The following is a 19,217-nucleotide window of genomic DNA, read 5'->3' on the forward strand; positions in this document are numbered from 1 at the left end:
GGGTTGTCATGTCGCACGCATCTGATTTGATCAGCGAGGACATCCTCGCCTACCTGGGCCAGCACGAACGTAAAGAGCTGCTGCGCTTTTTGACCTGCGGTAACGTCGATGACGGCAAGAGCACCCTGATCGGGCGCCTGCTGCACGACTCCAAGATGATCTACGAAGATCATCTGGAAGCCATTACCCGCGATTCGAAAAAAGTCGGCACCACCGGTGACGACATCGACCTGGCGTTGCTGGTCGACGGCCTGCAGGCCGAGCGTGAGCAGGGCATCACCATCGATGTCGCCTACCGCTATTTCTCCACCGCCAAACGCAAATTCATCATCGCCGACACCCCTGGCCATGAGCAGTACACCCGCAACATGGCCACCGGTGCGTCCACCTGTGACCTGGCGATCATCCTGGTTGACGCGCGTTACGGTGTGCAGACCCAGACTCGTCGCCACAGCTTCATCGCCTCGTTGCTCGGCATCAAGCACATCGTCGTCGCCATCAACAAGATGGACTTGAAAGACTTCGATGAAGGCGTGTTCGAGTCGATCAAGGCTGATTACCTGAAGTTCGCCGAAGGCTTGAAGATGAAGCCGACCAGCATGCACTTCGTGCCGATGTCTGCCCTCAAGGGCGACAACGTGGTGAACAAGTCCGAGCGCTCGCCTTGGTACAAAGGTCAGTCACTGATGGAAATTCTCGAGACCGTGGAAGTCGCGGGCGATCGCAACTTCACCGATCTGCGTTTCCCGGTGCAGTACGTCAACCGTCCGAACCTGAACTTCCGCGGTTTTGCCGGCACACTGGCCAGCGGCATCGTGCACAAGGGCGACGAAGTCGTGGTACTGCCGTCGGGCAAGAGCAGCCGCGTCAAATCCATCGTCACCTTCGAAGGTGAGCTGGAGCAGGCCGGTCCTGGTCAAGCGGTGACGCTGACCATGGAAGACGAGATCGACATCTCCCGTGGCGACCTGTTGGTGCATGCCGACAACGTGCCGCCGGTCACCGACAGCTTCGAAGCGATGCTGGTGTGGATGGCTGAAGAGCCGATGCTGCCGGGCAAGAAATACGACATCAAACGCGCCACCAGTTACGTGCCGGGCTCCATCGCCAGCATCGTCAACAAGGTTGACGTGAACACCCTCGAAGAAGGCCCGGCGAGCGCGTTGCAGCTCAACGAAATCGGCAAGGTGAAGATCGCGCTCGACGCGCCGATCGCCCTCGACGGTTACGACAGCAACCGCACCACCGGCGCGTTCATCGTCATTGATCGCCTGACCAACGGCACCGTCGGCGCCGGCATGATCGTCGCTCAGCCGGTGGCTCACGGGACTGCTTCGCACCACGGCAAACTGGCTCACGTTGCCACTCAAGAACGTGCCCAGCGCTTTGGCCAGCAACCGGCCACCGTGTTGTTCAGCGGTCTGTCGGGCGCGGGCAAGAGTACGCTGGCCTACGCGGTCGAGCGCAAGCTGTTCGACATGGGCCGTGCGGTGTTTGTGCTCGATGGTCAGAATCTGCGTCACGACCTGAACAAAGGTCTGCCGCAGGATCGTGCCGGTCGTACCGAGAACTGGCGGCGTGCTGCGCATGTCGCGCGTCAGTTCAACGAGGCTGGTCTGTTGACCCTGGCGGCGTTTGTTGCGCCGAGTGCTGAAGGTCGTGAGCAGGCCAAGGATCTGATCGGCAAGGAGCGTCTGCTGACGGTTTATGTGCAGGCCTCGCCGGCGGTGTGTGCCGAGCGTGATCCGCAGGGCTTGTATGCTGCGGGTGGCGATAATATTCCGGGTGAGTCGTTCCCGTACGATGTGCCGCTGAATGCTGATCTGGTGATCGACACGCAATCGTTGTCGCTGGAAGAGAGCGTCAAGCAGGTGTTGGATCTGCTGCGTAAGCGTGGCGCGATTTAAGCTTTAGTCGGAAATGAAAGGCCCGCGGATGAGTGATCATCGGCGGGCTTTTTTATTGTGGGGCATTTGGTTTTCGGCGGTGGCGGCCTTTGGGTCGACCATGCTCTTGTTGATTGAGTACATATCCGTTGCTGCGGTAACGGCTGATTATGGTTCCGCCCTTACGGCGGGTCACTTTTTCCAGACGCCGAAAAAGTAACCAAAAAGGCTTGCTCCTACGTTCGGCCCACTCGCTGGGGCTCGGGGTTCCTTCGCTGCGGGATTGATCCGGGCGCAGCGCCTCCGGTTTGCTTCGCTGCACCTCCTCTCGCTGTGTTTGGCTTCGCCAAACGGTCGCTGCGCTCCCACCCCCGGATCAATCCCTCCACTCAGCCTTCCGATGTCGCCCGTGGATCAAGATCAAGAGCTTTCGGCGAGCTGACACTCGGCCATTTGAGTGGTGAAAAGCGTGCGCCTGGCTTTAGTTTTTCCTGTGGGAGCGGGCTTTCCAGCGATGGCGGCCTGACAGCCGACCAATCTCTACCTGAATACACCGGGTCCCAACTGTGGGAGCGGGCTTGCTCGCGAAGGCGGCCTGACAGCCGACCAATCTCTACCTGAATACACCGGGTCCCAACTGTGGGAGCGGGCTTGCTCGCGAAGGCGGCCTACGAGCCGACCAAGCTCTAACTGAGTGCACTCCATCCAACTGTGGGAGTGAGCCTGCTCGCGAAGGCGGAATGTCATTCACCAATGATTTGGCTGATCAATCGCTTTCGCGAGCAGGCTCGCTTCTGCAGGCGGTCAGCGGTGCTCTGGATATTCGCGGTGCATCTGTTCCAGCAGCGCATCTTTGTCCTGCCACAGCTGGTTGATCCAGCCCTGGAATTGCAGGCGATATTCGCCGTCCTGGTCGTAGTTCTTGCCGATGAAGGCCGGCGGGATTTTCAGTTCTTCAAAGTGCACCACCACGTCGCGCACGTTGCCGCACAGCAGATCCCAGAAACCCGGACGCCCGCCCGGGTAGTGAATGGTCACGTTGACGATCGACTCCAGTTGCTCACCCATCGCGTCCAGCACGAAGGCGATGCCACCCGCCTTGGGTTTGAGCAGGTATTTGAACGGCGATTGCTGCTGCGCATGTTTGCCTTCGGTGAAGCGTGTGCCTTCGACGAAGTTGAAAATCCCCACCGGGTTGTTGCGGAATTTCGCGCAGGTCTTGCGCGTGGTTTCCAGGTCTTTGCCTTTCTTCTCTGGATGCTTTTCCAGATAGGCCTTGGAGTGGCGCTTCATGAACGGGAAGCCCAGCGCCCACCAGGCCAGACCGATCACCGGGACCCAGATCAGCTCTTGCTTGAGGAAGAACTTCAGCGGCTGGATCCGGCGGTTGAGGACGTATTGCAGCACCAGAATGTCGACCCAGCTCTGGTGGTTGCTGGTGATCAGGTACGAGTGCTGGTAGTCCAGACCTTGCAGGCCGCTGATGTGCCAGCGGGTGCGGCGCACCAGGTTCATCCAGCCTTTGTTGTTGCTGATCCAGGCTTCGTGGGTATGGCTCATCAGCCACAGTGAGGCGCGGCGGGCGAGGTCGAAGGGCAGCACTTTGATCAGCGCGACGCAGAACAGGAACGAGCACAGCAGAATCGTATTGAGCGCCAACAGCAGCGCGGCGATCACGCCGCGAATCGGGGCGGGCAGGAAGTCCAGCATTTACACATCCATAGGTCGGTTGGCGGCTTGAATCGCGGTCAGGGCGATGGTGTAGACGATGTCGTCGACCTGCGCGCCGCGCGGCAGATCGTTCACCGGTTTGCGCAGGCCTTGCAGCATCGGGCCGAGGCTGACGCAGTCGGCGCTGCGCTGTACGGCTTTGTGGGTGGTGTTGCCGGTGTTCAGGTCAGGGAATACGAACACCGTGGCGCGACCGGCGACCTGGCTGTTCGGCGCCAGTTGCCGGGCGACGTCTGCGTTGGCGGCGGCGTCGTATTGCAGCGGGCCGTCGATCAGCAGCGAGTGCTGTTGCTCGTGGGCGAGCAGGGTGGCTTCGCGGACTTTCTCGACTTCTTCGCCTGTGGCCGATTCACCGCTGGAGTAACTGATCATCGCCACGCGCGGGGTGATGCCGAATGCTGCTGCGGAATCAGCGCTTTGCAGGGCGATCTCCGCCAGTTCGGCGGCGCTCGGGTGCGGGTTCATCACGCAGTCGCCATAGACCAGCACTTCTTCGGGGAACAGCATGAAGAACACCGATGACACCAGCGTGCAGCCCGGTGCGGTCTTGATCAGTTGCAGGGCCGGGCGGATGGTGTTGGCGGTGGTGTTGATCACACCGGAGACCAGGCCGTCGACCTCATCCAGCGCGAGCATCATGGTGCCGATCACCACGGTGTCTTCCAGTTGCTGTTCAGCCATCGGCGCATTGAGGCTTTTGCTTTTGCGCAGGGCGACCATCGGCTCGATGTAGCGCTCGCGGATCAGGTCCGGATCGAGGATCTCCAGTCCCGGCGGCAACTCGATACCCTGCGCGCGGGCCACCGCTTCGACGTCTTCGGGTTTGGCTAGCAGCACGCAGCGGGCGATGCCGCGCTCCTGGCAGATCGCCGCCGCTTGCACGGTGAGCGGCTCGCTGCCTTCGGGCAGGACGATGCGTTTGTTCGCCGACTGCGCCCTTTGAATCAGTTGGTAGCGAAATACCGCTGGCGACAGACGCATTTCCCGCGGGGTGCCGCAGCGCTGGTGCAGCCACTTGGCGTCGAGATGGCTGGCGACGAAGTCGGTGATGATCTCCGCGCGCTCGCGGTCATCGATGGGGATTTCCTTGTTCAGGCCATTGAGCAGGTTGGCGGTGTCGTAGGAGCCAGTGCTCACCGACAGCACCGGCAGGCCGGCCTGCAACGCGCCTCGGCACAAATCCATGATGCGAGGATCGGGCAGGGTGTCGCTGGTCAGCAACAGCCCGGCCAGCGGTACGCCATTCAACGCCGCGAGGCTGACCGCGAGGATGATGTCGTCGCGGTCGCCCGGGGTCACTACCAGCACGCCGGGCTTGAGCAGCTCGACGGTGTTGCGCATGGTGCGTGCGCAAATAATGATCTTGGTCATGCGCCGGGTTTCGTAGTCGCCGGCGTTGAGCACTTGCGCGCCCATCAGGTCGGCGACGTCGCGGGTACGCGGTGCGTTGAGTTCGGGCTGGAACGGAATGCAGCCGAGCAGGCGGAAATCACCGCTGCGCAGTAATGGCGAATGCTCTTTGAGGCGCGTGGCGAAGGCGTCCATGCTCTCTTCGGTCTTGACCTTGTTGAGGATCACACCGAGGACTTTCGGATCCTTAGGGCCACCGAACAATTGCGCCTGCAATTCGACGCGGCCGGAGAGCTCGGCGAGCACTTCGTTTTCCGGCGCGGAGACCAGAATCACCTCGGCATCCAGGCTCTTGGCCAGGTGCAAATTGACCCGCGCGGCGTAGCTGGCGCTGCGGGTCGGCACCATGCCTTCGACTACCAGAACGTCTTTGCCGATGGCAGCTTGCTGATACAAGGCGATGATTTCTTCGAGCAACTCATCGAGCTGACCGTCGCCGAGCATCCGCTCGACGTGGGCCAGACCCAGCGGTTGCGGCGGTTTCAGGCCGTGGGTACGCGCCACCAGTTCGGTGGAGCGCTCAGGGCCGGTGTCGCCCGGGTGCGGCTGGGCAATCGGTTTGAAGAAGCCGACTTTCAGCCCGGCCCGCTCCAGGGTACGCACCAGCCCGAGGCTGATGGAGGTCAGACCCACGCCAAAATCGGTGGGCGCGATAAAAAAAGTTTGCATGCGGATTCTCTAAGGGTGCATGGCAATGGTGGCGATCTATACGTGACCGCCTACCGCAATTCAGTCGCCAAGGTTATCGCTAACCGAGCCTTGTGCGCACCAACCGCAGGCAAAGGGTTGGCCTATTTTTTCAATACGTTGCGCCGGGTCAAGGACCCAGGCGCGCGATTGCCATGGCGGCTGATGACGCAGGTGCTGGGTGTGGCAACAGGAAAGCTCGACGACCCAGTGACCGTCGTCGTCCTGATGGAAGCCGGCGATTGTCGAAACCCGTTTGTCCGGGTTGTGTTCGCTTTCGCGCGATTGCTTCGCTAAACTTGGCCTTTCTATATTCTTTTGCAAAAGGTCTCGCCCCATGCTGATCGCCGCCAATAAGGCTGTCTCCATCGACTATACCCTGACCAACGACGCTGGTGAGGTCATCGACAGCTCCGCCGGCGGCGCACCGCTGGTCTACCTGCAAGGCGCAGGCAACATCATCCCTGGCCTGGAAAAAGCTCTGGAAGGCAAAGCTGTTGGTGATGAGCTGGAAGTTTCCGTTGAGCCAGAAGACGCTTACGGCGAATACGCTGCCGAGCTGGTCAGCACCCTGAGCCGCAGCATGTTCGAAGGCGTTGACGAGCTGGAAGTCGGCATGCAGTTCCACGCTTCGGCGCCGGACGGCCAGATGCAGATCGTGACCATCCGTGACCTGGACGGCGACGACGTCACCGTCGACGGCAACCACCCACTGGCCGGTCAGCGCCTGAACTTCAAAGTGAAGGTCGTTGATATCCGTGACGCCAGCCAGGAAGAAGTCGCTCATGGCCACGTCCATGGCGAAGGTGGCCATCACCACTGATTTTCTGCGCTAAGCTTCGAGTACTGGAGAGGCGCCTGCGGGCGCCTTTTTAGTCCGCGGCTGTCCTTGGCGCTCTCGCCAAGTGGCTGTTTCGAGTAGAACACGGGAATCTGGAGTCCGTCATGAGTGCTTTTCACGACCTTAAGTTGACAGCCCTGGATGGTCAGGAGCTACCGCTGGCGCCTTTCAAGGGCCAAGTCGTGCTGGTGGTCAACGTCGCCTCCAAATGCGGCTTGACCCCACAGTACGCGGCACTGGAAAACCTCTATCAGCAATTCAAAGACAAAGGCTTCAGTGTGCTGGGCCTGCCGTGCAACCAGTTTGCCGGTCAGGAGCCAGGTACCGAACAGGAAATCCAGGAATTCTGCAGCCTGAACTATGGCGTGACGTTCCCGTTGTCGAGCAAGCTTGAAGTCAACGGCCATGATCGTCATCAGCTCTACCGCTTGCTGGCGGGCGAGGGCGCGGAGTTTCCCGGGGATATCACCTGGAACTTCGAGAAGTTTCTGCTCGGCAAGGACGGCCGGGTGCTGGCGCGATTCTCGCCGCGCACGGCGCCGGATGATCCAACGATCGTTCACGCGATTGAAAAAGCGCTGGGCTGAAACAGCAAAATCAAGAGATCGCCGCCTGCGGCAGCTCCTGCAGAGGACTGCTGACGCTGCGATCTTTTCGTTTCTAACCCTTGATCACCCAAATCAATAGTGCTGTTCAAGGCTTGTAACTCTCCATATTATCGCCGTCATAAAGCCATTCCCTGTGGAGCCTTCCAATGCCGGTGCAAGCCCTGTTCAAACCGTTCCACCTTGGTGCCCTCGAACTGCCGACCCGTGTGGTCATGGCGCCGATGACCCGCTCTTTTTCCCCAGGTGGCGTACCCAATTCCAAAGTGATCGAGTACTACCGTCGCCGCGCGGCGGCCGGTGTCGGTCTGATCATCACCGAAGGCACCACCGTCGGTCACATTGCCTCCAATGGCTACCCGAACGTGCCGCAGTTCTTCGGTGAAGCGCCACTGGCCGGCTGGAAAAAAGTCGTCGACGCGGTGCATGCCGAGGGCGGGAAGATTGTTCCGCAACTGTGGCATGTCGGTAGCGTACGTCGTATCGGCACCGAGCCGGACGCCAGCGTGCCGGGTTATGGCCCGACGGAAAAACTCAAGGACGGCCAGGTCGTGGTGCACGGCATGACCAAACAGGACATTCAGGAAGTGATCGCCGCGTTCGCCCAGGCCGCCAAAGATGCCAAAAGCATTGGCATGGACGGCGTGGAAATCCACGGCGCCCACGGTTACCTGGTCGACCAGTTCTTCTGGGAGGGCAGCAACCAGCGCACCGACGAATACGGCGGCAGCCTGGCCAACCGCTCGCGTTTCGCCATCGAGTTGATTCAAGCGGTACGCGCGGCAGTCGGTGAAGGCTTCCCGATCATCTTCCGTTTCTCGCAGTGGAAGCAGCAGGATTACACCGCGCGTCTGGTGCAGACACCGGAGGCACTGGGCGAATTCCTCAAGCCGCTGTCCGACGCCGGCGTAGACATTTTCCACTGCTCGACACGGCGTTTCTGGGAGCCTGAGTTCGACGGTTCCGAGCTGAACCTCGCCGGCTGGACGCGCAAGCTGACCGGCAAACCGACCATCACCGTAGGCAGCGTCGGCCTGGACGGCGAGTTCCTGCAATTCATGGTCAACACCGACAAGGTCGCGCAACCGGCGAGCCTGGAGAAACTGCTGGAGCGTCTGAACAACGACGAGTTCGATCTGGTCGCAGTGGGCCGCGCGCTGCTGGTGGATCCGGACTGGGCGCTGAAAGTCCGCGAAGGGCGTGAGCAGGACATTCTGCCGTTCAGCCGTGAGGCGTTGATGACGCTGGTTTAAGTAGCACCTTTGATGGCCCCTTCGCGAGCAAGCCCGCTCCCACATTTTGAATTCATTCCAAAATGTGGGAGCGGGCTTGCTCGCGAAGAGGGCATCAGAGTCGACGCCTATCTAAGGCAATGTCTGCGCATTCGGCAACACCTGCTCCCGCAGACACGCCCCACGCAAGTGCTTTTCAAACTGCTCGATGATCGCCGCCCACCCCTGGCGACTGGCATGCTGGCGCGCATTCAGGCGCACGCAACGCAAGGTTTCATCCTCTTCCAGCAACCATGCCGCCGCGTCGCAGAACGCTTCTTCATCACCGGGCATCGCCAGCACGCCGTTGTAGCCATGACGGATGTGCTGCGCTGCTGCTGCCTGATCGTACGCCACCACCCCCAGCCCTGAGGCCAATGCTTCAAGCACCACATTGCCAAACGTTTCGGTCAGGCTCGGGAACAGGAAAATATCGCCGGATGCATAGTGCGCCGCCAGCGCTTCGCCGCGTTGTGAACCACAGAAGATCGCTTCAGGCAGATCCTTTTCCAACGCAAGCCGTTGCGGCCCGTCGCCGACCACGATCAGCTTCAGCTTGCGCTGTGGATAAGTGCTGCGGAGTCTGTCGAAGCATCGATTGAGCAAGCCCAGGTTTTTCTCCGGGGCCAGACGTCCCACGTGAATCACCGCGAGGTCCTGCTCGGCCAGACCCCATTGTTCGCGCAAGCCGTTCAGGCGCTTGGCCGGGTGAAAGAGCTGACTGTCCACACCTCGCGACAGCAAGGCGAGGCGTTCGAATTGCCGGCGCTCCAGTTCCAGGCGCTGACTGACGCTCGGCACCAGGGTCATCGCCGAGCGATTGTGAAACCAGCGCAGATAATGGGTCAGCAAGCGCGTCAGCAAACTCAGCCCGTACTGGTTGGTGTACTGCTGGAAATTGGTGTGAAAACCGCTGACCACCGAGATCCCCAGCCGTCGCGCCGCACGCAACGCCGACAAGCCGAGCGGGCCTTCGGTGGCAATGTACAAAACGTCCGGGCGATGACGCTTCCAGCGCCGCAGCAGCTTGTGCATCGACGACTGCCCCCATTGCAGACCGGGATAACCCGGCAACGGCCAGCCCCGGCACAACAGCAAGGCATCGTCCTCGACCCGCTGTGGATCTCCCGCCTGGCGCGGTCGCACCAGTTCCACCTGATGCCCCCGCGCGCGCAAGCCATCGCACAAGCGGCCAAGGGTATTGGCCACCCCGTTGATTTCCGGTGGGAAGGTTTCGCTGATCAGAGTGATATGCAGAGCTGTCGTCATGACCTCAGTGTCGGCTGAGGCCATGTCGTGCCTGTGACGTTCGGATGATGGATTTGTGACCGCTGCCCGGACGGCAGTTGAAGCGCTCGCGCAGGCGTCAGCCAGGCATTACCACCAAGGTACGGGCGGTGGAGTTTGCATGACGCGTGACAGAAGCGGCAGGTTTCTGAGACGCTCGACAGCATGCGGTGAACCCCAGGTACGCTGGCCTAGCGGCAACAGCCAGGGGCGCAGTTGAGTCCACATTTCCTCGGGGGAGCTGAAGGTCGGCCGCTCGATCCACAACTGAATGCCGCCCCCGACCATTGCCGGATGCCCTACGGCAATCTCGGTGTAGTTGTTTCCTGCTTCGTCCATGAACCGGTTGGGGCGCCACACATCGTGGATCCCGCGTGGTGAGTGCAGGGGGTGATAGAGGTTGTCCCAGCTCCGGTTGACGATAAAGTAAAAGTCACCGTGGGCGTTGATGACGCTGTACCCGGAATCGACCAGATCCTTCACGTTCAAATGCTCACGAACGCTGCCCCATATGCTCCAGCACTCGATTTGCACCTGTTTGTCCAACGTAATGTGTTGAACCGTTTGCACGGCGCCATCGTTCCAGACGCGAGCGATTTTGCCTTTTTCCTTGATCAGGTTTGCGACATCGTTGACGAAATACCGCACGGCGTCCTCCGAGGTTGCGCTCGGATTGCCTGAGGCCGCACGGGCGTAGGCCGCCAGTTGCGGGGTATTTGCCGGTGTGATCGGGCTCAGAAAATACTCATCGGCACCGAGGTGGATGTAACGACTGTCAGGGAACAGGTTCATCAAATCGCTGAAGAGTGTCTTCATGAACGCCCTCGCGGCGGCAAGGCTGAAGTCGAGGGCTTTGGTGACGACCGTTCCGTTGCTCAGTTTCAACTGGAATTCTGGTCGGTTGCGCAGGATCCAGTCCATGTGGCCGGGCATGTCCAGTTCGGGAATGACCTGAACGTAATAACTGGCAGCCGTGTCGAGCACGCGCTTGAGATCCGCGGCACTCCAGGAATCGCTGCTCGACAGGTCAGGATAAGAAGGAAATATGACGCGGACACCCTCATTGTCAGTGAGGTGCAAATGCAAGGTGTTGAGCTGGTTCCAGGCCATTTCCTGAATCAGGCAGATCATCCAGTCCGGGGTGAATTGCCGACGGCCCATATCAATCATCACTGAGCGTTCCGCAAAAGCCGGGGCATCGATGACGATGCATCGCGTCAGCTCGGTTGAGATTCTGACGGCTTTATGCAGCGTTGTGAGTGCTCGCGCCATGGCCGTCAGGTTGGACGCTGCAACGCGAATGAACGCTGTGACATCGATTCGGTATTTCTCTGGTTCTCCGTGCACGGGGATCACCACGCCGCTGGTGTCGGGAACCTCAAGCCTCAGCTCCACGTCACCGCTGCCTGCTTGTTCCGATGAGCCCGACATCAGCACGATTGCTGGCGGTGTGGTCAGCTCGGCGGCTCCGACAAAACCCTGCGCCAGGCGGGTAGCCAGCGGACGCAGGCTCTCGTGAGAGATGTAGATACGTGTGGTCGCGAGAATGTTGTAGGGGACGCCGGTGTGGCCGGTGGCGAACAGTACGCAAGGGCTCATTTCAAGCCAGGGATACTCCCTGCTGACGAGTTCTCGGGGTTTGGCAGCTGAAATCCTGGTCATAAGTGCAATCTCCAAATGGATGAAGGCTTCACTTGACCGGACAACAGGAACACTCTCGATGACGGATCAGCCGAGGGTGTAGTTGACGCTGGAAATTGGCAACTGCCAACTGTCATAAGTAACAGGTTGCAGCGCAGAGGCCACGGTGATACGAAACGTCTGCGCCAGAATCGCTCAAGAGATTGGCGGGATCGTCAGCGACTTTTCGCCCTGTTCGCGTACCCAGAACAACGTCGCTCCCGCTACCGCCGCCGGCATCATCAGAATGTTCACCACCGGAATCAGCAGCGCCAGATAGACGATCCCGCCAAAACTCATGCTCTGCCAGCGCTTCTGCCGCAGCCAGGCGAGCATTTCGTTCCAGCCCAGTTTGTGGTTGTCCGCCGGGTAGTCGATGTACTGAAAAAGCGTGATACATCGTCTGTATGCCAAGTATTTCACAGCCCTTTCCCAAAGGATTGAATGGAAAATGTATCAGCAATATGGTTGTCTCGCAAAGCAGCGTTATGTCATCACACTTTTCTTGTAGACTGCGTGCCATCATCGAAAATGGAAAAAACTCAGATGTTCTGCCCAGACATTTTGGCTCGGACGCTTTCAGTGGCCTCCTCTGGAGGTAGCAACAAAGGATATGCGCACGGTAATAGTTGGCAGTACCACTCTCGCTCGGACAGGCACTCCAAAATCGTCAGTTGGGGGCTGACGTTTGACCTTATGAATGCATGTCCGCTGCTACGTGAACATGTAGCGGATGGAAAGGTCAGCGTAGGAATAAATCATGAGATGCGAGATTTTAGAAACAACAAGAAGAAAAATCTTGATTTGGTTCTTTGCAGGTCTATGCCTGGGGGGGGAGTTGGCGGGTCCAAGTCGGGTAAAAAAGGCGCAGTGAATTTCGCTCAACTTGCTGCTAGTTACAATATCCAACTGCAGTCTCATGAGCAAAATGCCCTTTCAAAATTACCGAATCTACCGATCGCAAATGTGAGTTCGGTACTCCTTGCCATCGAAGCGAAAGCCGCGATGACGGAGTTTGGGAAGGCATTACCACGGCTAAAGGACGAACTTACGGCCAGCTTTCAGACTATTCACGGAGACACTGAGTCTGCAATTGCCGCCGGCATTGTTATGATAAATATGGCAACCGAGTTTATTTCTACGGACAGAAATGAGTTCGATTTGACCAAGTATCCACCAAACATTTCCACTCATAAGGAAGGGCAGGCGGAGAAGGTCATCACGGGGATGCGTGAGATCCAGAGGCGATCACGTCCGAGTGACACTGGCTTCGACGGTATGGGTATATTGCTTCTAAATTGCCGTAATGATGGGATCACTCCAGTGACCGTCGACACCGTAGAGCCGAGAGTTTTGCCACTCAATGATGATTTTAATTACGGACGATTCATTGAGCGACTTGCCCATCTCTATGCGACCAGATTCAGCGGAATATGATTTGGCTGTTATTGACCGAGGTCAGATTCAGGCAGTTTCCATCACTGCTAAGTGGGCCCGTACGGCATCGATAAAGCCTTCGGGAAACCTCAGTTTGGCTTTCTGAGTTCTACTGTAAAAACCACTAATGGCCCTTAGGGACAAGGGTGTTCCTTTGTGGTTCAGGAACTCGGATAAGCTTGGTGGGTGAATGCCCACAGGATCCGTAGAAATGGTAACTGCGTGACGCTCCGTAGTGCTTCCTCGGGCGGCTCTAGGTAGTTTGCCTTTGGTCGGGAAAGGCATGTCTCTCGATGTTTCATAGGTGCCTGGGGCTTGAAGTCGATTTCCAACCCATTGAGCTACTGGAACGCTGACAGCGTTTCCGACAAGGCTCCATCGTTTAGATGTGCGATCAACATCCTCGGCGGGAAGGGTCCAGTTTTCGGTAAATCCCTGGAGTCGTTCAGCATCTAGTAGGTCGGGCTTAATGACCTCCCCGCTGGGCATAAGGATGGCAGGAGGGGAAGGAATCCCAATCGTCGATCCGTTTTTTAAAGTCGGAATTGCATTAGGGGCCCAGCCCAATCCAGTCCGTCCCTCAGTCCAGTAAAATCCATGCGCGTCTTCTCCGATATTGGTGCTGGGTCTGGTAATGGGAGCGTCGTCTGACAAAAGCACCCCGGCTGGCTCTGTTTCTACCGAGGCCACCAAGTACACCCGCTCTCGTCGTTGTGGGAGACCAAAGGAATAGGTATCCACTACCCGATACGCCCAATGATAGCCAAACGCCTCAAGTGTATCGAGGATCGTTCGCATTGCCATTCCGCCGTTCAATTGGAGCATAAATGGAACATTTTCTAGCAAGAGCGTGGGCTGTCTATGGCCACTCACTTTGAACGCCTTCACCAAGCGAAATACTTCGCTGATCAAACCTGAGCTAACACCCTCCAATCCCTGAGTTTTTCCTGCTTGGCTGAGATCTTGGCAAGGAAAACCTGCACAGATGAGGTCCGTCTCGGCGGGGAGAGCCTGAATGCGGGTTACATCGGACTCTAACGGTACATCAGAGAAATGATGGCGTAGGACTGCCTGAGCGGTGGGAAGAATCTCGCACTGTAGAATGGTGCGGTGCTCGCTGCTCTCCAAGCCGAGCTCGATCCCACCAATACCAGAAAAAAGGCTTACTACGTTCATGAGTGCTCCGTTTGAATTGCGTGCCATTCTGCCTGAGTGATTGAAAAAACTCGAGCCCCAATGAAGACGTCCGACATATGGGGCACAAATGCAGTCAATCAGGTCGGTTCGCCAACGCTCACCAGCCCTGCTACAAAGCAGGCTCTACATTTGGTCAGCGGACTTATATACGGGGACCTTACCTGGCCTGATAGGCCTTCTCGCCCACTCCCACAGGTTCAGATTAAAGTCACAGCCATATGTTCGAATTCGACCGCCCGTGGGCGGTCTTTGGCAGGTCAGTGATTAGTCGTGATCGCGGCTAGACTCGACTTCGCAGGCGTGCAGTGGGTCGAAAGCGAATTGAAGTCGTTGGATTAGAATGTACTGTATATGTATACAGCATTGGTGTCGAGTGTGATCAACAGTGACCTCGTCGATCCGCTGATACCTCCTTTTCCAGAGCCCGCACCTGTCCTGGTTCCAAAGTAAGCCCGCAACCTTGTCTCACTTCACTTGGTTTTTTCGCCCCTTTTACGTTTTCCCGGATCTGCTGTACTTGACTCTCCCTGGTCCAAATTCTCCATATCGAGCGAAAAAGGCCAAACAAGAAACCTGCCGGCTTCATCCCTGTAGAAAAGGTGGGCAACTACGGTGAGTTTGCCATTCTTGGTGGTCGTGAAACGGATGCACAAGGGAATATTCCCCTTAAGAAAATCAGTGGTAATACGTTACCCACTGCACTGGGCACCCTTCTATTGGGTGGAGCTGCTGCAACCGCTGGAGCGTCCTGTGGTGGAATGTGCACTGCTGGGGCGGCTGTCGCGGGGGGAAGTGCTGCAACGGGTGCTGGTGCGGCTGGCGGGGCTCTCACTACCGGCGTTGCTGCTGGTGCTTTGGCTGGCTTCGTTGCAATGCTGTGGCCGTCACGTGTTGTGAAGGCCTGGCGTGCTGCTCAGGGCTTACCGAGATTCACGGGCGACTGACTTTCAGCTCTTGGGAGAAGGTGTGACGTCAGCAAGCGTGGTTCTGGATTACACTTCACCTAACAGTCGATTTTACCTACCACCAGCCAAGGTGTAAGACATCATAGCGTGCAAGCCATGGAAGACCTCTGACGCCTCCTTCAAAATGATCAACAATGCTTTGGCGTTAATATCATTATGAGTAAATGACTCAACAACTTCGTAATCGTCGTTAACCATTAGTAGGGCTTTCACCGGCGGGCCGCCGCTATGCATCCGTTCGAATAGCTTGGCTGCGTCCTCTCTCTGCATTGTGGACTTTTTGCCATCGAGGTCTGCGTCTTTCGTTACTGGATATCGAAAGTACGTGCTTGATGAGTCGGTTGCCTCGATCGCTGCTATCCACCCATCGAGTTCGGGTGGAAGGGTCCAATCGGTGCGAGGGACTTGAGCAAGAGTATCTGCTTCTTGATTCAGAAGGGCGCATAACTGAGTGTATAACGGACCTAATCCATGGACGTTGTACAGGGGCTTGCGTCGCTGGCCCACCATGACGGTAGGCTCACTTGAACTAGGTTGGTCGCCGTAGGGAATGGAAAATTTCCTATGGAGCGTGATTATTGCTGATTTGAGATATAGCTCGATGGCGTGGCGATATAGGAAGCTCACCGGCAAGTGGGAATTGAAAGCCGACGGATTGGTCGAGTCGTTGAGAGAGTCAGCAGCATTCTTGAACGAGTCGGCTACAGCACCAAACCCTGAATCGTAGTGCTGCTCAAGTGGCAATAGCATATACAGCATGGCTCACCTCCCTGTGGATACTGTGATGGATCATGGCATAATAGCACTTTGCCCCGTGAACCATCGGCTAGGGGCCGATCTGACAGCGACAAGGATAAGTCTATGCTTAGCAAACAATACCTTTTGGATATCCGGCTGCTTGAACCAGGGGATATTCTCCTAAGCAGTGTTGGAGAGCTCCCTAGTGCGGCTGTTCGAAAAGTGACCAAAAGCGATTACTCCCACGCCATGCTCTACGTCGGCGCCGGGAGTTACATCCATTCGGATTTGACGGGTGTTCATTCGGACAATCTTCAACGCTTATTATGGGACTCGCCCAGTCGTGCAACTGTATTACGAGTAAATCGCCCTGATCGGAGCAGCGTTGTAAATGAAGCCATCATGTATGCTCGCCGAAAGGTCGGAACACAGTATTCGAAGCGAGAGGCGGCTGGTGTTATCGTAGAGAAACTGAGAGGTGACCTGACAAACCGCCAGTTCTGCTCGCGTCTTGTTGCCCTAGCATATGCTGAGGCATCTGTACCTTTGGTAGCTGACGCTAACTACTGTACGCCTCAAGATATTTTTGAATCTGCGGTGCTAATCGAAGTTTCTGGTTGCGTGCGGGAGGCTTCCGAAAGTGAATTGGAGTTTGCCCAAAGCTTCAATCCACTTGAGCAACAGCGACTTAATACCAATCAGTTCCTCGGGGACGTACGGCAAATCTCTGGGCTAGATGTGCAGGTGCACGAGCAAGTTGCGCAGTGTGTGGTCGATCATCCAGAGTACGATGAGGCTATCTGCGAAGCTTTGCAGCGCTCCGGCTACCTAGATTTCTGGAGGTACGACGTCTCAATTAATCCTTGGCGTTACAGTGCTGAAAGCTTTGTAAGTCGGGAGCTCCCTTCTGCTGTGCTGGCCCAATCCGCCCGAGATGAAATCAGTATGGCAAATAAGGCAATTGAACGATTTGCATTTGTGTGTTCCCAGTACCGCGAACTGAATGAGCGCTTCCCGCGCCGTTACTTTCAGCTTGAGGGGGATCTGTACGCACTACTGGTAGAGCTTCACACAAAGAGAAGAGATTCTGCTCAACAGTTTTTCAGTAGCTTATAGTGCGGCAATTTAAACCGTAACTGTCTAGTATCACTGCGGGGCCAATTCCTAGCGATCGTAGTTTCAGACAGATACAGATACAGATACAGAGACAGCATCCTCCATCGCTCTTTTTCACAACAGGCTCTGCGTTCACCGGCAAGCGTCACTAGGATGCTTATGGGGATACAAAATATCAGCCTTGGCGTATTTGATTGATCGCCATCAGTGATGGCGGATGCATTTACATCGAGCATTTGTAGCGCTGTAGCGGCGTTTTCATGGATTTCGCTTGATCCGTTAGCCCTCACCCATAGCGCTACTTCTTCAATTGCAGCAGCCAGAGCGTGCTGGTTGTGGAGCAGCAGTGTCAGTGCATCGGCTGTGGCGATATTGGCTTCTGAATTCCCTGACATGGCTATCTTCCTTGAATATTGGTGTGGGAATGCTAGTTCATCTTGCCGCTGGCAGTTGCCAGGGGGTAGGCCAGCCCTGTTTGTGTTCAATCTGACAGACCTTCGGGGCGGATGCAATTAGCCTGCGGTGCTGGCTATGACCGGCAGAAGGTACCCATAATTAGCTCTGGCGGCTGCCACAAGGCGTATTGCTTTGCCGCTTCAGTCCGTCGTTGCTTTCGCATTTTCGGCAGACTTCCTGCCCTTCATCTACGTTGTGTCATTCCAACCTTTCTGCTCGCCTCATGAGCCTTCACGCCTCAAAAACGAGGTGGTGAATTTCATCTGGATTGTCGTGGCCAATATCGCTTGGATTCATTGGTGGCATTGGGCTACCCTGCCTCAGAGCTGACGATGCTCTGTGGTGGTTTAGAGCTGATTTTCAGTCGGACTTGTCTGTAATCAACTAAAATTCGGTTGAATATAAAAACATAAGAAAGGGGGTCATGGTGAAGCTAAATAAACGGATTTATTATTTCAGGTCAATGGCTGCTGGGAAAGAGCTGCTGGATTTCAGCGATGATCTAGCTGAAGTTTCCGACTTGAAAACTATCGGCGAAAGCGAAATATCCATCATGGACGACATAGTTCGTATTCAGCGCTTCAAGGATCTGCCGGATGGTCGGCTCTATCATTTTACCATGTATTCGCCTGGCTCAAAAACTGCCACTCTGACGCCCAAGGCTGCGACAAAGAAAGACGAAGAAGTTGGTGCTAAGCCTCCTGCGGGAAGAGAGTTCAAGTCGGGCGAATGTTATCTGTATGTTTGCGGGCACAATGTGTTGTTTTGCGCACATGGTCTTACTCCGTCTAGGGCGGTTCAGTATATTTTCATGCTGTTGAAAAGTAATGGGTATGACACTGAAAGTTTCAAGTTTTCGCCTATTGGCAATATTGACAAGCTAAAGTTGCTTAATGAGCAGGGCGTAAAATCCATTCGCTTGAATGTAAGTGCTTATAAGCTCAGTTTGCCAAAGAAAAAAGGAAGTTGGCTTGCGAAGGCTCTTGCTCCAGTCGGCAATGAGCTGTCTGCACTTGTATCCAAGGATGTGAATCGATCTGAAGAGAAGGCTCTCGAAGATCTGATGGTGTCGATAGAAATTGGTCTTGAAGGGAACTCCCGAGCTACTGATGAATCTAAAGAAACCGTAGTAGATTTGGCATCAGAAATACTTGAAGACGATGACGGCTACGATTTAGACAGCTTCACCATTATGACTCGGGAAAACACTCCTATTACTGGTGGAGATGTAAAGCTGCATACAACTGTTCGTCCGGAAAAAGACGGTAGCTCCCTGAATTATGTTAATATTTGGGATGCCATGGGGGTTTATTATACACAGCTGAAAAGGCAAAAGCTTCTGGAGCAATAAATGAAAATCGACTATCGCAGAATAGCCTTTTTTTTAGGTGCCGCGATTGTGAGTGCATGGTGCGGGTGGAAGGGGCAGCCTTTAATTCATCTTAGCAGTGATGCAAGGTCGATGATTACAGATGTTTTTGCGATTCTTGCAGGTTTCTTGATGACAGTTCTTACCTTGGTCATGGAGCCGAAAGCTGATGCCAGAGTTTGGCGTGAGACAGCTGCAAAACGATCTAACTTTGTTAATCGAATAGTTCGTTACAAGTGGCTCTTTATGCTCTACCTGGTAGTTCTTGGGTTTGTCTTCTTAGGAAACCTTATAGGTGACAGTAAGGATTCCAGTCTAGATGCTTCGCTGGTCTGGGTAGAGCGTATTTACCTTTCTCTGGCGACCTTGGCATTCATTGTTTCGTTGACACTTCCCAACAGATTAATGCAGCTTCAGGTCGATCGGTATGATGAAGTGATTCGCGATCAGAAAAAGCCTGACTGATCGTTAGTTGCTGTACGCGGATGATGAGATTTTCCGCACAGGCTAGGTCGAGGTTAAGAGCCGTTCCCGTGCCATC

At 56.1% G+C, this 19,217-nt stretch carries 16 protein-coding genes and 2 pseudogenes; 9 read left to right on the forward strand and 9 right to left on the reverse strand.

Features of this window, described 5'->3' with window-relative positions; translation table 11 throughout:
* Window positions 1-8 precede the first annotated feature (8 nt).
* Window positions 9-1,907 (forward strand): sulfate adenylyltransferase subunit CysN, encoded by a 1,899-nt coding sequence (gene cysN / locus CKW11_RS22965; protein WP_095139507.1) that lies wholly within the window; start codon window positions 9-11, stop codon window positions 1,905-1,907.
* Between the two features lie 783 nt (window positions 1,908-2,690).
* Here the strand turns inward: cysN and CKW11_RS22970 are convergent.
* Genes CKW11_RS22970 through CKW11_RS22980 form a run of 3 tightly spaced genes read right to left on the reverse strand, consistent with a single transcriptional unit; the run spans window position 2,691 to window position 6,083 of the window.
* Window positions 2,691-3,596, reverse strand: coding sequence for an acyltransferase (locus CKW11_RS22970; RefSeq protein WP_095139508.1), 906 nt, complete (start codon window positions 3,594-3,596; stop codon window positions 2,691-2,693).
* Window positions 3,597-5,696, reverse strand: a complete 2,100-nt coding sequence (pta, locus tag CKW11_RS22975) for a phosphate acetyltransferase (protein ID WP_095139509.1) — start codon at window positions 5,694-5,696, stop codon at window positions 3,597-3,599. It abuts the gene before it with no gap.
* 60 nt (window positions 5,697-5,756) lie between these two features.
* The gene (locus tag CKW11_RS22980; protein ID WP_095139596.1) at window positions 5,757-6,083 is read right to left on the reverse strand and encodes a DUF3565 domain-containing protein; all 327 of its coding nucleotides are present in this window, start codon (window positions 6,081-6,083) and stop codon (window positions 5,757-5,759) included.
* Here CKW11_RS22980 and CKW11_RS22985 point away from each other — a divergent pair.
* The 3 genes from CKW11_RS22985 to CKW11_RS22995 all read left to right on the forward strand — a co-directional run bounded on the left by CKW11_RS22985 (window position 6,052) and on the right by CKW11_RS22995 (window position 8,413).
* A complete protein-coding gene (locus CKW11_RS22985) occupies window positions 6,052-6,537 on the forward strand; it encodes a peptidylprolyl isomerase (protein ID WP_064586001.1) in 486 nt (161 codons plus the stop codon). The genes CKW11_RS22980 and CKW11_RS22985 overlap by 32 nt on opposite strands.
* A gap of 122 nt (window positions 6,538-6,659) precedes the next feature.
* Window positions 6,660-7,142, forward strand: a complete 483-nt coding sequence (locus CKW11_RS22990; RefSeq protein WP_095139510.1) for a glutathione peroxidase — start codon at window positions 6,660-6,662, stop codon at window positions 7,140-7,142.
* A 167-nt stretch (window positions 7,143-7,309) separates the two neighbouring features.
* Window positions 7,310-8,413: an NADH:flavin oxidoreductase gene (locus tag CKW11_RS22995; protein ID WP_095139511.1), complete on the forward strand. Its 1,104-nt coding sequence runs from the start codon at window positions 7,310-7,312 to the stop codon at window positions 8,411-8,413.
* Window positions 8,414-8,524: 111 nt separating this feature from the next.
* Here CKW11_RS22995 and CKW11_RS23000 read toward each other — a convergent pair whose 3' ends face one another.
* From CKW11_RS23000 to CKW11_RS23010, 3 genes and pseudogenes are all read right to left on the reverse strand, one after another.
* Entirely contained in the window at window positions 8,525-9,724 is a 1,200-nt protein-coding gene (locus CKW11_RS23000; RefSeq protein WP_095139512.1) for a glycosyltransferase family 1 protein, read from the reverse strand.
* A gap of 84 nt (window positions 9,725-9,808) precedes the next feature.
* Window positions 9,809-11,380, reverse strand: a complete 1,572-nt coding sequence (locus tag CKW11_RS23005; protein ID WP_095139513.1) for a family 20 glycosylhydrolase — start codon at window positions 11,378-11,380, stop codon at window positions 9,809-9,811.
* A 174-nt stretch (window positions 11,381-11,554) separates the two neighbouring features.
* Window positions 11,555-11,782 (reverse strand): annotated as a pseudogene (locus CKW11_RS23010) (EI24 domain-containing protein); the annotation flags it as partial.
* A 60-nt stretch (window positions 11,783-11,842) separates the two neighbouring features.
* On the opposite strand from CKW11_RS23010, the gene CKW11_RS23015 reads away from it, so the two are divergent.
* Complete coding sequence (locus CKW11_RS23015) at window positions 11,843-12,835, forward strand: hypothetical protein (RefSeq protein ID WP_143500081.1); 993 nt, start codon at window positions 11,843-11,845, stop codon at window positions 12,833-12,835.
* Window positions 12,836-12,862: 27 nt separating this feature from the next.
* Here CKW11_RS23015 and CKW11_RS23020 read toward each other — a convergent pair whose 3' ends face one another.
* Complete coding sequence (locus CKW11_RS23020; RefSeq protein ID WP_218235327.1) at window positions 12,863-14,011, reverse strand: DNA cytosine methyltransferase; 1,149 nt, start codon at window positions 14,009-14,011, stop codon at window positions 12,863-12,865.
* A gap of 699 nt (window positions 14,012-14,710) precedes the next feature.
* Here CKW11_RS23020 and CKW11_RS23025 point away from each other — a divergent pair.
* On the forward strand, window positions 14,711-14,929 hold the full coding sequence (locus CKW11_RS23025; RefSeq protein ID WP_159974170.1) for a hypothetical protein: 219 nt from the start codon (window positions 14,711-14,713) through the stop codon (window positions 14,927-14,929).
* 119 nt (window positions 14,930-15,048) lie between these two features.
* Here the strand turns inward: CKW11_RS23025 and CKW11_RS23030 are convergent, their stop codons facing one another.
* Window positions 15,049-15,756 (reverse strand): hypothetical protein, encoded by a 708-nt coding sequence (locus tag CKW11_RS23030; RefSeq protein ID WP_095139516.1) that lies wholly within the window; start codon window positions 15,754-15,756, stop codon window positions 15,049-15,051.
* A 102-nt stretch (window positions 15,757-15,858) separates the two neighbouring features.
* Here CKW11_RS23030 and CKW11_RS23035 point away from each other — a divergent pair, with 102 nt between their 5' ends.
* Window positions 15,859-16,851 (forward strand): YiiX/YebB-like N1pC/P60 family cysteine hydrolase, encoded by a 993-nt coding sequence (locus tag CKW11_RS23035; protein WP_095139517.1) that lies wholly within the window; start codon window positions 15,859-15,861, stop codon window positions 16,849-16,851.
* A gap of 200 nt (window positions 16,852-17,051) precedes the next feature.
* Here CKW11_RS23035 and CKW11_RS23040 read toward each other — a convergent pair.
* A pseudogene (locus CKW11_RS23040) lies at window positions 17,052-17,246 on the reverse strand (hypothetical protein); the annotation flags it as partial.
* A gap of 485 nt (window positions 17,247-17,731) precedes the next feature.
* Here CKW11_RS23040 and CKW11_RS23045 point away from each other — a divergent pair.
* Both CKW11_RS23045 and CKW11_RS23050 read left to right on the forward strand, forming a co-directional pair.
* A complete protein-coding gene (locus CKW11_RS23045) occupies window positions 17,732-18,658 on the forward strand; it encodes a hypothetical protein (RefSeq protein ID WP_095139518.1) in 927 nt (308 codons plus the stop codon).
* The gene (locus CKW11_RS23050) at window positions 18,659-19,141 is read left to right on the forward strand and encodes a hypothetical protein (protein WP_095139519.1); all 483 of its coding nucleotides are present in this window, start codon (window positions 18,659-18,661) and stop codon (window positions 19,139-19,141) included. It begins immediately after the preceding gene.
* Window positions 19,142-19,217: the final 76 nt, after the last annotated feature.

The sequence above is a fragment of the Pseudomonas sp. Irchel s3a10 genome, from assembly GCF_900187525.1.
Lineage (GTDB): Bacteria > Pseudomonadota > Gammaproteobacteria > Pseudomonadales > Pseudomonadaceae > Aquipseudomonas > Aquipseudomonas koreensis_G.

Excerpts from the sequence above, each read along its gene's own strand:
- CKW11_RS23035 (WP_095139517.1), top strand. The coding sequence starts at position 15,859 with ATGCTTAGCAAACAATACCTTTTGGATATCCGGCTGCTTGAACCAGGG.
- CKW11_RS22995 (WP_095139511.1), top strand. The coding sequence starts at position 7,310 with ATGCCGGTGCAAGCCCTGTTCAAACCGTTCCACCTTGGTGCCCTCGAA.
- CKW11_RS22980 (WP_095139596.1), bottom strand. The coding sequence starts at position 6,083 with ATGGAGACAGCCTTATTGGCGGCGATCAGCATGGGGCGAGACCTTTTG.
- CKW11_RS23030 (WP_095139516.1), bottom strand. The coding sequence starts at position 15,756 with ATGCTGTATATGCTATTGCCACTTGAGCAGCACTACGATTCAGGGTTT.
- cysN (WP_095139507.1), top strand. The coding sequence starts at position 9 with ATGTCGCACGCATCTGATTTGATCAGCGAGGACATCCTCGCCTACCTG.
- CKW11_RS23020 (WP_218235327.1), bottom strand. The coding sequence starts at position 14,011 with ATGAACGTAGTAAGCCTTTTTTCTGGTATTGGTGGGATCGAGCTCGGC.
- CKW11_RS23045 (WP_095139518.1), top strand. The coding sequence starts at position 17,732 with ATGGTGAAGCTAAATAAACGGATTTATTATTTCAGGTCAATGGCTGCT.
- CKW11_RS23050 (WP_095139519.1), top strand. The coding sequence starts at position 18,659 with ATGAAAATCGACTATCGCAGAATAGCCTTTTTTTTAGGTGCCGCGATT.
- CKW11_RS23005 (WP_095139513.1), bottom strand. The coding sequence starts at position 11,380 with ATGACCAGGATTTCAGCTGCCAAACCCCGAGAACTCGTCAGCAGGGAG.
- pta (WP_095139509.1), bottom strand. The coding sequence starts at position 5,696 with ATGCAAACTTTTTTTATCGCGCCCACCGATTTTGGCGTGGGTCTGACC.
- CKW11_RS22970 (WP_095139508.1), bottom strand. The coding sequence starts at position 3,596 with ATGCTGGACTTCCTGCCCGCCCCGATTCGCGGCGTGATCGCCGCGCTG.
- CKW11_RS22990 (WP_095139510.1), top strand. The coding sequence starts at position 6,660 with ATGAGTGCTTTTCACGACCTTAAGTTGACAGCCCTGGATGGTCAGGAG.
- CKW11_RS23015 (WP_143500081.1), top strand. The coding sequence starts at position 11,843 with ATGGAAAATGTATCAGCAATATGGTTGTCTCGCAAAGCAGCGTTATGT.
- CKW11_RS23000 (WP_095139512.1), bottom strand. The coding sequence starts at position 9,724 with ATGGCCTCAGCCGACACTGAGGTCATGACGACAGCTCTGCATATCACT.
- CKW11_RS22985 (WP_064586001.1), top strand. The coding sequence starts at position 6,052 with ATGCTGATCGCCGCCAATAAGGCTGTCTCCATCGACTATACCCTGACC.